The sequence below is a fragment of the Brevundimonas sp. RM1 genome, from assembly GCF_052907225.1.
In genome coordinates this window covers 328,234-342,849 of sequence record NZ_JBRERY010000003.1, presented here as the reverse complement: position 1 = coordinate 342,849, position 14,616 = coordinate 328,234, and the positions used below count along the sequence as shown (strand labels likewise).

The following is a 14,616-nucleotide window of genomic DNA, read 5'->3' as shown; positions in this document are numbered from 1 at the left end:
GCGTTCGGCGCAAAATCCCTATATGACGCCGGTTCCGATATTTCCTCCCGCGCGCCCGAGTTCCAGAGCGATACGCCCATGACCAGCCTGAAGCAGATCCGTTCCACCTTCCTCGACTACTTCGCCGCCGACGGCCACGAGAAGGTGCAGTCGGCTCCGCTCGTGCCGCAGAACGACCCGACCCTGTTGTTCGTCAACGCGGGCATGGTGCCGTTCAAGGACTACTTCACCGGCGCCGCCGTCCCGCCCTACAAGCGCGCCACCAGCTCGCAGAAATGCGTGCGCGCCGGCGGCAAGCACAACGACCTGGACAACGTCGGCTACACCGCGCGCCACCACACCTTCTTTGAAATGCTGGGCAATTTCTCGTTCGGCGACTACTTCAAGGACCACGCCATCGAGAGCGCCTGGGGTCTGCTGACCAAGGAGTTCGGCCTGGACCCCGCACGCCTGCTGGTCACCGTCTACCACACCGACGATCAGGCCTTCGACATCTGGAAGAAGGTGACGGGCTTCGCGGATGAGAAGATCATCCGCATCCCCACCAACGACAACTTCTGGGCCATGGGCGACAGCGGCCCCTGCGGCCCCTGCACCGAGATCTTCTACGATCACGGCGACCACATCTTCGGCGGCCCTCCCGGTTCGCCGGACGAGGACGGCGACCGCTTCGTCGAGATCTGGAACAACGTCTTCATGCAGTTCGAGAAGGAGAACGACGAGATCGTTCGCGAACTGCCCAAGAAGTCGGTCGACACCGGCATGGGCCTGGAGCGCATCGCCGCCGTCCTGCAGGGCGTCCACTCCAACTATGACGTCGACCTGTTCAAGAGCCTGATCAACGCCTCGGAAGAACTGACCTCGACCAAGGCCGAGGGCGAGCGCGCCCCGTCGCACCGGGTCATCGCCGACCACCTGCGTTCGACCGCCTTCCTGATCGCCGACGGCGTGACGCCCTCGAACGAGGGCCGGGGCTACGTCCTGCGCCGCATCATGCGCCGCGCCATGCGCCACGCCCACCTGCTGGGCGCGTCGGACCCGCTGATGCACCGTCTGGTGCCGACCCTGGTTCAGGAGATGGGCGAGGCCTATCCGGAACTGGGCCGCGCCCAGGCCTTCATCGAGGACACGTTGAAGCAGGAAGAAATCCGTTTCCGCACGACCCTGGGCCGCGGCATGAACCTGTTCGATCAGGCCACGACCGGCTTCAAGGCTGGCGACATGCTGGACGGCCAGACGGCCTTCACCCTGTACGACACCTACGGCTTCCCGCTGGACCTGACGCAGGACGAGGCCCGCCGTCGCGGCTTCAGCGTCAACGTCGACGGCTTCGAGGCCGCCATGGCCGAGCAGCGCGACCGCTCGCGCGAGCACTGGAAGGGCTCGGGCCAGACGGCCTCGGCCGGGGCCTGGCTGGCCCTGCGCGACCAGCACGGCGGCACGGAATTCACCGGCTATGAGTCCGAGACCGGCGAAGGCAAGGTTCTGGCCATCGTCAAGGACGGCGCCGAAGCTGCGTCCGCCGCGACCGGAGAAACCGTCGAGATCCTGCTGGACAAGACCCCCTTCTACGGCGAAGGCGGCGGTCAGGCGGGCGACAAGGGCGCCTTCGTCTGGAGCGGCGGCGAAGGCCGCGTGCTGGACACCAAGAAGCACGGCGGCGACCTGCACGTTCACACGCTGGAAGTGACCCAGGGCGCGCTGGCGACCGGCGCGGTCGTGACCGCCACGGTCGAGGAAGGCTCGCGTCCGACCACCCGCGCCAACCACTCGGCGGCCCACCTGTTCCACGCCGCCGTCAAGAACGTGCTGGGCGCTCACGTCGCCCAGAAGGGCCAGATGGTCGACGCTGAGCGCATGCGCTTCGACTTCAGCCACAACGCCCCGATGACGGACGAGGAGATCGCCCGCGTCGAGGACGAGGTGAACGCCGTCATCCGCCAGAACGTCCCGGTCACGACCGAACTGATGACGCCCGACGCCGCCATCGCGGCGGGCGCCGTGGCCCTGTTCGGCGAGAAGTACGGCGACGAGGTCCGCGTCCTGACCATCGGCCGCGCCCTGTCAGGTCCAGGCGCCTATTCGGTCGAACTGTGCGGCGGCACCCACGTCTTCCGCACCGGCGACATCGCCCTGTTCAAGATCGTGTCCGAAGGCGGCGTGGCCGCCGGCGTGCGCCGCGTCGAGGCCCTGACCGGCGAGGCGGCCCGCCGCTTCCTGCTGGATCAGGCCAATGTCGCCCGCCACCTGGCGCAGGGCTTCAAGATCCAGCCCGCCGAGGTTCCGGCCCGCGTCGAGGGTCTGCAGGCCTCGGTCAAGACGCTGGAGAAGCAGGTCGCCGACCTGAAGAAGCAGCTGGCCCTGGGCGGCGGCGCGGGCGCCAATGCGGCCCCCGAAGAGATCAACGGGATCAAGCTGATCGCCCGCGTTCTGGACGGCGTCGACGGCAAGGGCCTGCGCGGCGTGGCCGAGGACTTCAAGAAACAGATCGGCTCGGGCGTCGTCGCCCTGGTCGGCGTCGTCGACGGCAAGGCGGCCATCACCGTCGCCGCGACCCCGGACATGGCAGGCAAGGTGAATGCGGCCGACCTGGCCCGCGACGCCGTTATCGCCATGGGCGGCAAGGGCGCGGGCGGCAAGCCCGACTTCGCCCAGGGCGGCGCACCGGACGGATCGAAGGCCGAGGACGGCCTGAACGCCATCCGCGCCACGCTGAAGGGCTGATCGCCCGCATATACTGAAACGACAAAGGGCGGCGCATTCGATGCTCCGCCCTTTTTCTTTCCTCCCCATGCAATGGGGAGGGGGACCGCGAAGCGGTGGAGGGGCCAGGATAACGGAACCAAGCAGCCCCTCCGTCTCGTCGGCTGCGCCGCCGATCCACCTCCCCATTACATGGGGAGGAGAGGCTTACTCCGGCGCCCCCAGATCAATCGCCGCCAGCTTCCAGCCGAACAGGTTGCGGCGCTTCATCAGCAGCGACACCGCCTCGTCCGGCTGGTCGTCGCGGGTCAGGGTGACGGCGAAGGTGTCCAGGTCGCGATAGCCCCACGACTGCCGCACGCGGTCATGGTCGCTCTTCGCCTTCGGCTCCGTTTCGACCGAAAGGGCGGGTTTGGGCGTCCGTCCCTCCTGCACCATCATGGAGATCGCCTGCGGGGTGACGAAGGCGTCCACCGCCCCGCCGACGATGGCGGGCGCCAGCAGCATCCCCAGGCCCGACAGGCCGCTGTCGGCCATGCGCGGGTCATTGCGCATCTCGGCCATCATGCGGGCGTTCAGTTCGTCCTTCAGACTGGCGCGGAAGGCGGGAAAGTCCACCTGGCGCTCCAGCCCTTTTTCATCCCCCGCCTTCGCCGCCTGGATCAACGACCGCGCCGCCAGCAAGGGCGATGCGGCGTAGGCGACCACAAGGACTGCGGCCGCAGCCCCCCCCAGACGAATGATCAGTTTGCGATTCATCGGCCCTCCCCTGCCTTACGAACGCGACCAGACGACGACGAAACGGCGTCAAAATCCCCAAGAGTATTAGGGACATGGTTCGTCGGCGGGTTCAATGCGTGTTTTCACGCGGCTCCGTCCCCCTGTCCCCACGCCGTCCTCCTCGAGGATGACGGCGTGTTTGAGGGGAGCGAACGCGATACGCGCCCAACAAAAAAGCCCGCCGGATCGCTCCGGCGGGCCTTGATGTCTTGGCGGCTCCGGGCCGCGCCGGATCAGAAGGCGGAGCCTTCTGACCGCGGCCGACTAGAAAAGCCTCAGCCGATGCCCGGCAGGGCCTTCTTCAGGTTCTCGGACACCTTGTCCAGGAAGCCTTCGGTCGTCAGCCAGGACTGCTGATCGCCGACCAGCAGGGCCAGATCCTTGGTCATGAAGCCCGACTCGACGGTCTCGACGACCACGCGCTCCAGCGTATCGGCGAACTCGGCCAGCTCGGCGTTGCCGTCCAGCTTGGCGCGGTGCTTGAAGCCGCGGGTCCAGGCGAAGATCGAGGCGATCGAGTTGGTCGAGGTGGCCTCGCCCTTCTGATGCTGGCGATAGTGACGGGTGACCGTGCCGTGGGCGGCCTCGGTCTCCATGACCTTGCCGTCCGGCGTCATCAGCACCGAGGTCATCAGGCCCAGCGAGCCGAAGCCCTGCGCCACGATGTCCGACTGCACGTCGCCGTCGTAGTTCTTGCAAGCCCAGACGAAGCCGCCCGACCACTTGATCGCGGCCGCGACCATGTCGTCGATCAGGCGGTGCTCATAGGTCAGGCCGCGCTTCTTGAATTCCTCGGCGTAGTCGGCGTCGAAGACTTCCTGGAAGATGTCCTTGAAGCGGCCGTCGTAGGCTTTCAGGATGGTGTTCTTGGTCGACAGATAGACCGGATAGTTGCGCTGCAGGCCATAGGCGAACGAGGCGTGGGCGAACTCGCGGATCGAGGCGTCCAGGTTGTACATGCCCATGGCGACGCCGGCGCCCGGCGACTTGTAGACCTCATGCTCGATGACCTGGCCGTCGTCGCCGACGAACTTGATCGACAGGGTGCCCGGCCCAGGCATCAGGAAGTCGGTGGCCTTGTACTGGTCGCCGAAGGCGTGACGGCCGACGACGATCGGCTGGGTCCAGCCCGGCACCAGGCGCGGGACGTTCTTGCAGATGATCGGTTCGCGGAAGACCACGCCGCCCAGGATGTTGCGGATGGTGCCGTTCGGCGACTTCCACATCTTCTTCAGGCCGAATTCAGCGACGCGCGCCTCGTCGGGGGTGATGGTCGCGCACTTCACGCCGACGCCGTGCTTCTGGATGGCGTGGGCCGCGTCGATCGTGATCTGATCGTCGGTGGCGTCACGGCTTTCCATGCCGAGGTCGTAATAGTCGAGTTCGAGGTCCAGGTACGGGAAGACCAGCTTGTCCTTGATCATCTGCCAGATGATCCGGGTCATTTCGTCGCCGTCGATGTCCACGATGGGATTGGCGACCTTGATCTTGGCCATGCTTACGCCTCTGTCTCTCAGGGGAAGGAATTCGGTGCAGGGGATATAGCGACCCCGGCGCGCGGGCGCAAAGGGGACGAAAGCCGCACGGCGGGAACGAAGCCGCCGGAACGAAACGGCGGCTTGGCCGCTAGGCTTTTTCACGGCTACGCTTGGCGTCGCCAGTCGATCAAATGCATGGAACGCCTGATGACGCTTCGCCGCCTGCGGTTCGCCGCCTCCGTCGCTCTGCTTCCCCTGGCCCTGGCCGCCTGCAAGGAACGTGAGGCCGCCGCCACGCCCGAAACGCCTGCCGCGCCGGCCCCCGCAGAAGCCGCCGCCGCGCCCGCGGTTCAGACCGCGGCCGCCAATCCGCCCAGCGTGACGCGCGAGTTCCGCGACTGGACCGCCACCTGCGACAACACCAACCACTGCGTCGCCTTCGGACCGGGCGAGAATGAGATGGGCTTCGTCCTCGTCTCGCTCGCCCCCGGCCCTGAGGCGCGGCCCGTCGTCCACATGGGCGGCTGGGGTCTGGAGGACGGCGAAGGCTCCGTCTACGCCGAGATCGACGGCCGCCGCCATGCGGGCCAGAACGCCAAGATGGACGAGGAAGGCGACGTCATCGCCTTCAACACCCCCTCGGCCCAGCTGATGAACGGCCTGGGCAACGGCTCCTTCATGGCGCTGCGACGCGGCGACAAGCAGATCAAGGTCAGCCTGGGCGGGGCCGCCGCCGCCTTCCTGTGGATCGACGAGCGTCAAGGACGGCTGGGCACGACCACCGCCCTGATCCGTCGCGGCGACCGCCCGGCCTCCAGCGTCCCCGCCGCCCCGGCCGCGCCGCGCGTGACCGTGGCCGCCGCCGTGTCCCAGAACGGCCTGGCGCAGGACGACCTGTCGCCGGCGCTGCTGGCCCACCCCAAGGTCAAGGAATGCCTGGCCACGAGCCGCAAGGGCGAACGCTTCGAGCCGGACGTCGAGGTCGCACGCCTGGCCTCCGACAAGCTGCTGTGGAGCGTGCCGTGCGGCGAGGGCGCCTACAACTTCACCCAGGTCTACTTCATCACCCCGGCGGACGGGACCGCGCCCCAACTGGTCGTCTTCCCCACAGCCACGAGCAGCCACGACGAACTGGTCAACAGCCGCTATGATCCCAAGACTCGCACCCTGTTCGCCTTCGGGCGCGGGCGCGGCATCGGCGACTGCGGCCGGATGGGCACCTGGGCCTGGACCGGCGAACGCTTCGCCCTGCTGGACGAGAAAAACATGCCGAGCTGCACCGCCATACCTCAAGATCTGTGGCCGACCACCTGGCGCGCAATCGAAGGCTGAGTCATGAAATTCAATACTGTTTTAGGCGTCTCTGCCCTGAGCTTGGTCCTCATGGCGGGGCTGCCGCCCAACGAGGCTTCGGCCCAGACCCAATGCCCGGTCGGCACGGCGGCCGGGTCGGCGACCTGCGCCCCGGACGCCCCCCAGGGCGTGGACACCAGCACCATGGGCTATCGCGAGCGCGTCGAGGGCCTGGGGGCCTTTGCGTTCAACACCGACACCGGCGCGGTCTATCCCTATGTTCTGCAGGGCCACGACATAGAAGCGGCCATGTTCAACGCCATGCGCAAGTGCGAGCAGCCGGACCATGCCTGGGGCGTCAGCATGCGCGCGCCGACCGAGCCTGACGCCAACTGCGCGCCAGTGGCGTCCTGGCGCAACGCCTGTTCGGCCGTGGCCTCCGGTCAGATCGACGGCTTGACCCGCTTTTTCTCTACGCCGGCGCGCAACGCCCGCACGGCCCGCGCCAACGCCCTCAGCCAGTGCCAGGCCAGCGGCGGCGCCGACTGCGCCATGGCCCACGACGCCGTCTGCACCGCGCGATCCACCCGCACCACCCGCTATTGACGACCGTCCCTACGCATAGACCGGACCGATAAAAAGGGCCGGAGGATCAACCTCCGGCCCTTCCTGTTTCTAGGAGGCGCCTCAGGCGCGCATCCGCCCTTCCAGCACCGCCAGCGGCAGGGAGCCGCTGCCCAGCACCTTGTCGTGGAAGGCGCGCAGGTCGAAGCCCGGCTTGGCTTGCGCCTCTTCGCGCAGGCGCGCGATCACCGTGTGGCCGACCTTGTAGGCGCAGGCCTGACCCGGCCAGACCGAATAGCGGTTGATCTCGCTGTTCGAAGCGTCCAGCGGCTTGGCGCCCGAGCCCGCCATATAGTCGACCGCCTGCTCGCGGCTCCAGCGTTCGGAGTGAATGCCGGTGTCGACCACCAGGCGCACCGCCCGGAACAGGTAGGACATCAGGAAACCGACCCGGCCCAGCGGATCGGTCGCATAGGCGTCCAGATCGTTGGCCGCCACGGCCTCGGCGTACAGCGCCCAGCCCTCGTTGAAGGCCGAGAAGCCCCCCGCGCGGCGCCATTGCGGCAGTTCGCCCGACTCGCGCTGCAGCGCCACCTGCAGGTGGTGGCCCGGCGAAGCCTCGTGATAGGTCAGGGTCGGCAGGGCGAACTTGGGCCAGTTCCCGCTGTCGCGCAGGTTGATGTAGTAGGCGCCCGGACGCGAGCCATCCAGCGGCGGCCCCTGATAGTATCCGCCCGGCGCGCCTGACTGGATCGACACCGGCACGCGGCGCACCTCGACATGGGTCTTGGGCAGGCGGCCGAAGACGGCGGGCAGTTTTGGCTCTAGCGCGGCGACCTGTTCGTTCAGCCACTTCAGCAGCTCTTCCTTGCCCGCGTCGGTGTTGGGGAACAGCTGGGCCGGATCCTTGTTCAGCGCCTGCACGCGTTCGCCGACCGTGCCTTGGGTATAACCCTGCGACTTCAGGATGGCGTCGATCTCGGCGCTGATCTCGGCCACCTGCTCGCGGCCCATGGCGTGGATCTCCTTGGCCGAGAGCGTGGTCGTGGTGTTCGACTTCAGCCCGGCGGCGTAGAAGGCCTCGCCGTCCGGCAGGCGCCACACGCCCGCGTCGTGCACGGCGTCGGGGCGGATCTTCTCCAGCGCCTCGATCTGGCGGGCCAAGGCGGGCTTGATCTTCTGATCGACCAGGGCGACGGCGTGCGCGTCATAACCCGACAGGTTCAGCGCCCCGGCCTTGCGGGCCAGCGACTTGACCATGGCCATGTCGGCGGCCGACGTATCGCGCAGGGTGCGGATCTGCGGCAGCATCCGGTCGATGATGAAGTCCGGCGGAATGACGCCCTGACCAGCGTCCTCACGGATCTTGGCCGTCTCGCCGTCCAGCACGCCGGCGAAGGCGTCCAGGCGCGACAGGAAGGCGTCGGCGCCCGCAGCGTCCTCGATGCGGTGCTGGTTGTCCATGAAGTCCGGCGTCGAGAAATAGGCGCCCGACAGCTGGGTCACGACATAGGGGGACGGACGGCCCGGCCCGGCGCCGTAGGCGAAGCGCGCCGTCTCGGCCGAGGTCTGACGCCCGAAAGAGGCGATGGCGTAGTTCAGCGCCCCGGCCTCGGACAGGCCGGTCTGGTCGAAGGCGCGCAGCTCGGCCCAGCGGCTGATCGCCTTGTCGCGGTCCTTGCGGATGGCGTCAGGCCCGGCTTCGCTCAAGCGAGACGACAGGCCCGCGCGGGCGCCCTTGTCCAGGCCCAGGTTGGTGGCGCGCTCGGGCGACTCGTCGATGTCGGCCTCGAACCAGCCGTCCAGCAGGGCGTTCAGGCGCGTATCGGCGTCGGTGACAGCGGCGGCGGCTTGCGCCAGCGTCGGCGCGGCGACGGCGGTCGCGGCGGCGGTCAGAAGAAGGCGGCGGCGGTCGATCATTCGGATATTCCCCCAACGGAGCCGCGCCGCGCCGGACGCCGCTCCCAAAGCTTACTGAAATGACGGACCGGCGCGTCCGTAAGAGGTCCAGCCGTCAGGCCGGGGTCCAGGCGTTCATGGTCCGCTCCAGAACCGTCAGCGGCACCCCGCCCAGGTTCAGGCCGGTGTCATGGAAGCCCTTGATGTCGAAACGCGATCCCAGGCGCTTCTTGGCGTCCTCGCGCAGGCGCACCCAGGTGGTGTGGCCGACCTTGTAGCTGGACGCCTGGCCCGGCCAGACGCAGTAGCGCTCGACCTCGGTGGCGATGCTGGATTCCTGATCGCCCAGGGTATCGACCATGTAGCGGATGCCCTGTTCGCGGCTCCAGCGCTTGTGGTGCAGACCCGAGTCCACGACCAGACGCGCGGCGCGGAACATCAAGGACTGCAGATAGCCGATCTGGCCGAAGGGATCGTTCTCATAGGCGCCGATCTCGTCCGCCAACTGCTCCGAATACAGGCCCCAGCCCTCGGAATAGGCCGAGAAGCCCATGACCTTCATCAGCAGCGGAGTGTCCGGCTGCTCCATCTGCAGGGCGATCTGGAAGTGATGGCCCGGCACGGCCTCGTGATAGGTCAGGGTCGGCAGTGTCCATTTGGGCCACTCCGCCGTGTCGCGCAGGTTGATGTAGTAGGCGCCCGGACGCGAGCCATCCAGGGCCGGCGCCATGTAGTAGCCGCCCGGCGCCCCGGCCTCGATGGCCTTGGGCACGCGACGGATGTCGCAGGGCGACTTGGGCAGGCGGCCGAAATAGTCCGGCATGCGGGCCTGCATGGCCGCCATCTGGACGTTCAGCTCCTTCAGCAGCTCTTCCTTGGCCTCGTCCGTGTTCGGATAAACGAAGCGCGGATCTTTGCCGAGGGCGGCGATGCGCTGGCCGACCGTGCCTTGCGTCAACCCTTGCGCCTTCAGCAGGCCGTCGGCGCGGGCCGAGATCTCGGCCACCTGATCCAGCCCCATCTGATGCACCTCGTCCGGCGTCATCGAGGAAGTGGTGTAGTTCTTCAGCCCATAGCGATAGTAGGCCTCGCCGTCCGGCAGACGCCACACGCCGCCGTCGTGCGTCGCGCCCGCGCGCACCGCCTTCAGGGCGTCGGCCTGGCGCTGGATGGCCGGATAGACCTCTCGCGTCAGGATCGTCTGCGCCCGTGCGGCCCAGTCGCCGGGGATGTTCTTCTCGGCCGTGCGACGCGCGATCGACTGGCTCATGACCGAGTCGGCTACGGCCGTGCCGGTGATGGCGCCCATCTGCGTCAGGGTGCGGTCGATGACGAAGTCCGGCGGCACGGCCCCGGCGACGTAGTCGATCCGCATCCGCTCGCGTTCGTCGTCCAGGCTGCGGGCGAAGTCCGACAGGCGCGACAGATAGGCCTCGGCGTCATCCGCCGCCTCGATGCGGTGCTGGCTGTCGAGGAAGTCCGGAATCTGCTGGTACGAGCCGCCCAACTGGCTGACCGTATAGGGCGAGGGGTACATCCCGCCGCCATAGGGGAAGGCGTAGCCCTCCTTCACCGTCTCGCCGAAGAAGGTCAGGGAGTCGTGATAGATCTGCTCCTTGGCCGGCAGGGCGTTGCGGTCGATGGCCGCCATGTCCTTCATGGCGGCGACGAACTTGATCTTGTCGGCCTCGACCTTGGCCTGGCTGCGGTCGCTCAGCTTGAAGCGGGCGTCGGCGTGTTCGCCCCGGTCCATGCCCAGCATGGTCAGGGATTCCGGATCCGTCAGGAGCATCTCCTGCGCGATCCGGTTCATCAGGGCGTTGAAGTCGGCCGAGGCGGTCTGCGCCACAGCGGCGTGGGCGAGGGCGCGAACCGGGCCGACAGCGGCCAGCGCTCCCCCCGCGGCGACCGACATCAGCAGGCGGCGGCGATCCATCATGAGCTTCCTCCCAAAAGCGATGGGCCGGGATGCTAGCGAAGCGATGGCCGCCCGCAAGGCTTGATCGTCGCCTTGCGGATTAAGTCTGCGTCATGCGCCCGATCTGGGCGCGCTCACATGGGCCTTGATGCAGTCCCGCACCGCGCGCTTCAGGTCGCCGGGCGCGTTCGGCTCGTCCACGCCCTCGGCGGCAAAGACGGCGCGCATGGCGGCGTCCAAGCCCTTGGGCAGAGCCTCGATCACCTTCTTCTGCCCCTTTTCATGCAGGCAGAAGCCGACCTGATTGCACAGGTCTGCGAACATCTGATCAAAGTCGGGGGCGGCGTTAGTCATCACACTCAGGCTTTCAGCCGCTTGGCGTGGAAGGCCACATGGTCGTCCACGAAGCTGGCCATGAAGAAGTAGGAATGATCATAGCCCGGCTGCATGCGCAGGGTCAGCCCCTGTCCGGCCTTTTGCGCCGCCGCCTTCAGCAGTTCCGGCTTCAGCTGATCGGTCAGGAAGGAATCCGCGTCGCCCTGATCCACCAGGATGTCGTCGAAAACGCCTTTCGCCGCCCCGCCTTCGATCAGCAGGGCCGCGTCATGTTTAGCCCATTTCGTCCGGTCCTCGCCCAGATAGGCGGAGAAAGCCTTCTCGCCCCACGGGCAGCGCGTCGGCGACGAGATCGGCGCAAAGGCCGACACCGACCGGAACAGTTCGGGATGACGCAGCGCCAACGTCAGCGCCCCATGCCCGCCCATCGAATGGCCGAAGACGGAGCGCGTCTTCGTCGTCGGGAACTGGGCGTCGATCAGCTCGATCAGCTCGCCCGTGACATAGCTCTCCATGCGGAAATGCGGCGCCCACGGCGCCTGCGTCGCATCGACATAGAAGCCCGCGCCCTGCCCCAGATCATAGGCGGCGTCATCGGCCACGCCTTCCCCGCGCGGACTGGTGTCGGGCGCGACGATGATGACGCCGTGTTCGGCGGCGGCCTTATAGGCCCCGGCCTTGGTGGTGAAGTTGTCCTCGGTGCAGGTCAGGCCCGACAGCCAGATCAGGACCGGGAACGGCCCCTCTCCCGCAGGAACAAAGACCGACAGCGTCATGGGCGTGCCCGTCGTCGCGCTGTCGTGCTTCAGATAGCGCAGCGTCCCGCCGTGAACGACGTGGCTCTTGACCGTTTCCATCAGACTCAAACTCCAGATCAGTCCGGCCAGACCTTGGCCATGAGGTCGTCATCGAGGACGCCCCCGTCTTCAGAGAAGTGCGCGTACCAGTCGCGCGGGATCGGGGCGACCGCCCCCTCGGGCTGCGCGCCGCCGCCCCAGGCGTCGAACTGCAGGCCGACCAGGATCGGTCCCTGCCGCACCGACGGCGCCGGAACCGCCCCGGCGGCGCCGGTCAGAGCCGCGACGACGTCCGGCTTCATCGCCGGCTCGCCGGTGACGACCCAGGCTCTGGACCGCTCGCCCGGCTTGACCATCAGCAGCATCATGCCCGAAGCGCCCGGCTGTATCGGCTGAGCCTCGGCGGCGGCGGCGACCGCCTCGTCGACAGCGGCCAGATAGGGGGACAGGTCGGCGACCGCGACCCGCTCCTTCATCACCCGATCCGGCAGATACAGCACCACCTTCTTGCGGACCCAGGCCTGCGCCGACGCCTCCGCGGGCGCGGGCGCCTCGCCCTGACTGCAGGCGGCGAGCGCCCCGACGGCCACAACCGCCATGATCGACGCAACCGCCGCCTTCGCCTTCATCGCCTCAACCCTCAGCTCGGCCGGTGAACGGCGCAGATCTTATTGCCCGACGGATCGCGCAGATAGGCCAGGTGCACCACGCCGAAAGGCGTATTGCGCGGCCCAGCCGGATCTTCGATCGCCACGCCGCCCGCCGCGACCCCGGCCTCGGCGAAGGCCACGACCGCCTCCGGCGTAGACGCCGCGAAGCCGATGGTGCCGCCGTTGGCGTGGCAAGCCGCCTGGCCGTCGCGCGGACGGACCACGCCCAGCATTCCGCGCGGCGTCATGTACCAGACCCCCGGCATCGGCGCGTCGCTGGGCGCGCCCGCCTGATGGCCCAGGGCGCCCAGAACGGCGTCATAGAATTTGTGCGAGGCTTCGAGGTCGTTGGCCCCGACAGTGACGTGTGTAAACATGGTGATCCTCCCAGATCCGCCCGATCATCGCGCCGGGCGCGGCAAGCTAAGCCGACAAGGTTTCGTTTGGCAACGAACTTTGCTGCACCTGCTCAGTCGGGCCGCGCGCCCTGGCGGGCGTAGGCGCCCATCAACTCGGCGTAATCCTCAGGCGGCGGGAATTCCGGATAGCCGACCTTGGCTCCCGACTGAGCGCCGGGCAGACGCTCCGTCGTCCAGGTGTCGGCATAGGGAACGACCCACGCCCCGTCGTCCAGCAGGCTGGGCCTCAGGTTGACGAACTGCCCCCCGGCGATGCTGCGCGTGAACAGCCAGGTCTTGCATGACGGACAGAAGTGATGCTCCGGCACGGGATTGTGCAGGCCGCCGATCTCCGTCTCGCCCTCGACCGTCAGCCCCTCGCTGGGCAGCATCAAGCTCAGGGAATAGGCGCCGCCCGTCAGCTTCTGACAGGCGCGGCAATGACAGGCCGCCGCGAAGACCGGGGCCTGGGCGACCTGAACTTTCACCTGCCCGCAGAGGCAGGCCCCCGTCCACGGCAGTTTCCAGTCGCCCATGGCTGTATCCCTCTCGTTAGAAGACGATGACCGAACGAATGCTCTTGCCTTCATGCATCAAATCGAAGGCCTCGTTAATCCGCTCCAGCGGCAGGGTGTGGGTGATCATCGGATCGATCTCGATCTTGCCGTCCATGTACCAGTCGACGATCTTGGGCGTGTCGGTGCGGCCCCGCGCGCCGCCGAAGGCCGAGCCCTTCCAGACGCGGCCGGTGACCAGCTGGAACGGACGGGTGGCGATCTCCTTGCCCGCCTCGGCCACGCCGATGATGACGCTCTCGCCCCAGCCGCGGTGACAGGCTTCCAGCGCCTGACGCATGACCACGGTGTTGCCGGTGCAGTCGAAGGTGTAGTCGGCGCCGCCCCCGGTCAGCTCGACCAGATGGGCCACCACGTCCGACACATCCTTCGGATTGACGAAGTGGGTCATGCCGAAGCGACGGCCCCACTCCTCCTTGTCGCCGTTGATGTCGACGCCGATGATCATGTCGGCCCCGACCATCTTCAGCCCCTGGATGACGTTCAGACCGATGCCGCCCAGGCCGAAGACCACGGCGTTGGCGCCCGGCTCGACCTTGGCCGTGTTGACCACCGCGCCCACGCCCGTCGTCACGCCGCAGCCGACGTAGCAGGCCTTGTCGAAGGGCGCGTCCTTGCGGATCTTGGCCACCGCGATCTCGGGCAGGACGGTGTAGTTCGAGAAGGTCGAGCAGCCCATGTAGTGATGAAGGGTCTGGCCCTTGTAGGAAAAGCGGCTGGTCCCGTCCGGCATCAGCCCCTTGCCCTGCGTGCCCCGGATCGAGGTGCACAGGTTGGTCTTGCGGCTCAGGCACGACTTACACTGGCGGCATTCCGGCGTGTACAGCGGGATGACATGGTCGCCGACCGCAAGGCTGGTCACGCCCGGCCCCACCTCGACCACCACGCCCGCGCCCTCATGGCCCAGGATCGAGGGGAAGAGACCCTCGCTGTCCAGACCGTCCAGCGTATAGGCGTCCGTGTGGCACACGCCCGTCGCCTTGATCTCGATCAGCACCTCGCCCGCGCGCGGACCCTCCAGATCGACCTCGACGATCTCGAGCGGGCGTTTGGCTTCGAACGCGACAGCGGCGCGAGTTTTCATGGGTCTTAGTCCTTCGGACGCCCCTAACGCTCGCGACGCGGTCGCTCGCTGCTTCAGGGGCATGAGGTGGGCGGGTGATTTGGCGACCTTACTACGCCCGTTCCAGCTGGGTCGAAACGGCGACAACCGCAAAACATTATT

At 67.6% G+C, this 14,616-nt stretch carries 13 protein-coding genes; 3 read left to right on the top strand and 10 right to left on the bottom strand.

What is annotated here, in order from left to right:
- Positions 1 to 78 precede the first annotated feature (78 nt).
- A complete protein-coding gene (gene alaS / locus ACU5AP_RS05440; RefSeq protein ID WP_446680901.1) occupies positions 79 to 2,724 on the top strand; it encodes an alanine--tRNA ligase in 2,646 nt (881 codons plus the stop codon).
- 186 nt (positions 2,725 to 2,910) lie between these two features.
- Here the strand turns inward: alaS and ACU5AP_RS05435 are convergent, their stop codons facing one another.
- Together ACU5AP_RS05435 and ACU5AP_RS05430 are read right to left on the bottom strand one after the other, a co-directional pair.
- Positions 2,911 to 3,462: a DUF2939 domain-containing protein gene (locus ACU5AP_RS05435; RefSeq protein ID WP_446680900.1), complete on the bottom strand. Its 552-nt coding sequence runs from the start codon at positions 3,460 to 3,462 to the stop codon at positions 2,911 to 2,913.
- Positions 3,463 to 3,758: 296 nt separating this feature from the next.
- Positions 3,759 to 4,979 (bottom strand): NADP-dependent isocitrate dehydrogenase, encoded by a 1,221-nt coding sequence (locus ACU5AP_RS05430; protein ID WP_312164082.1) that lies wholly within the window; start codon positions 4,977 to 4,979, stop codon positions 3,759 to 3,761.
- 189 nt (positions 4,980 to 5,168) lie between these two features.
- Here ACU5AP_RS05430 and ACU5AP_RS05425 point away from each other — a divergent pair, with 189 nt between their 5' ends.
- The gene (locus tag ACU5AP_RS05425; protein ID WP_164917948.1) at positions 5,169 to 6,293 is read left to right on the top strand and encodes a DUF1176 domain-containing protein; all 1,125 of its coding nucleotides are present in this window, start codon (positions 5,169 to 5,171) and stop codon (positions 6,291 to 6,293) included.
- Between the two features lie 51 nt (positions 6,294 to 6,344).
- Positions 6,345 to 6,860, top strand: a complete 516-nt coding sequence (locus ACU5AP_RS05420) for a DUF4189 domain-containing protein (RefSeq protein ID WP_157677977.1) — start codon at positions 6,345 to 6,347, stop codon at positions 6,858 to 6,860.
- Between the two features lie 81 nt (positions 6,861 to 6,941).
- Here the strand turns inward: ACU5AP_RS05420 and ACU5AP_RS05415 are convergent, their stop codons facing one another.
- The 8 genes from ACU5AP_RS05415 to ACU5AP_RS05380 form a co-directional block, all read right to left on the bottom strand.
- Positions 6,942 to 8,738, bottom strand: a complete 1,797-nt coding sequence (locus ACU5AP_RS05415) for a DUF885 domain-containing protein (RefSeq protein ID WP_446680899.1) — start codon at positions 8,736 to 8,738, stop codon at positions 6,942 to 6,944.
- A 94-nt stretch (positions 8,739 to 8,832) separates the two neighbouring features.
- On the bottom strand, positions 8,833 to 10,656 hold the full coding sequence (locus tag ACU5AP_RS05410) for a DUF885 domain-containing protein (RefSeq protein WP_128718716.1): 1,824 nt from the start codon (positions 10,654 to 10,656) through the stop codon (positions 8,833 to 8,835).
- A gap of 90 nt (positions 10,657 to 10,746) precedes the next feature.
- Positions 10,747 to 10,989, bottom strand: a complete 243-nt coding sequence (locus ACU5AP_RS05405; protein ID WP_040347012.1) for a hypothetical protein — start codon at positions 10,987 to 10,989, stop codon at positions 10,747 to 10,749.
- A gap of 5 nt (positions 10,990 to 10,994) precedes the next feature.
- Positions 10,995 to 11,828, bottom strand: coding sequence for an S-formylglutathione hydrolase (gene fghA / locus ACU5AP_RS05400; protein ID WP_128718717.1), 834 nt, complete (start codon positions 11,826 to 11,828; stop codon positions 10,995 to 10,997).
- A gap of 17 nt (positions 11,829 to 11,845) precedes the next feature.
- Entirely contained in the window at positions 11,846 to 12,367 is a 522-nt protein-coding gene (locus ACU5AP_RS05395; protein ID WP_128718718.1) for a hypothetical protein, read from the bottom strand.
- A gap of 41 nt (positions 12,368 to 12,408) precedes the next feature.
- Complete coding sequence (locus ACU5AP_RS05390; RefSeq protein WP_128718719.1) at positions 12,409 to 12,795, bottom strand: VOC family protein; 387 nt, start codon at positions 12,793 to 12,795, stop codon at positions 12,409 to 12,411.
- 92 nt (positions 12,796 to 12,887) lie between these two features.
- A complete protein-coding gene (locus tag ACU5AP_RS05385) occupies positions 12,888 to 13,352 on the bottom strand; it encodes a GFA family protein (RefSeq protein WP_128718720.1) in 465 nt (154 codons plus the stop codon).
- A gap of 16 nt (positions 13,353 to 13,368) precedes the next feature.
- Positions 13,369 to 14,475, bottom strand: coding sequence for an S-(hydroxymethyl)glutathione dehydrogenase/class III alcohol dehydrogenase (locus tag ACU5AP_RS05380; RefSeq protein ID WP_076223638.1), 1,107 nt, complete (start codon positions 14,473 to 14,475; stop codon positions 13,369 to 13,371).
- Positions 14,476 to 14,616: the final 141 nt, after the last annotated feature.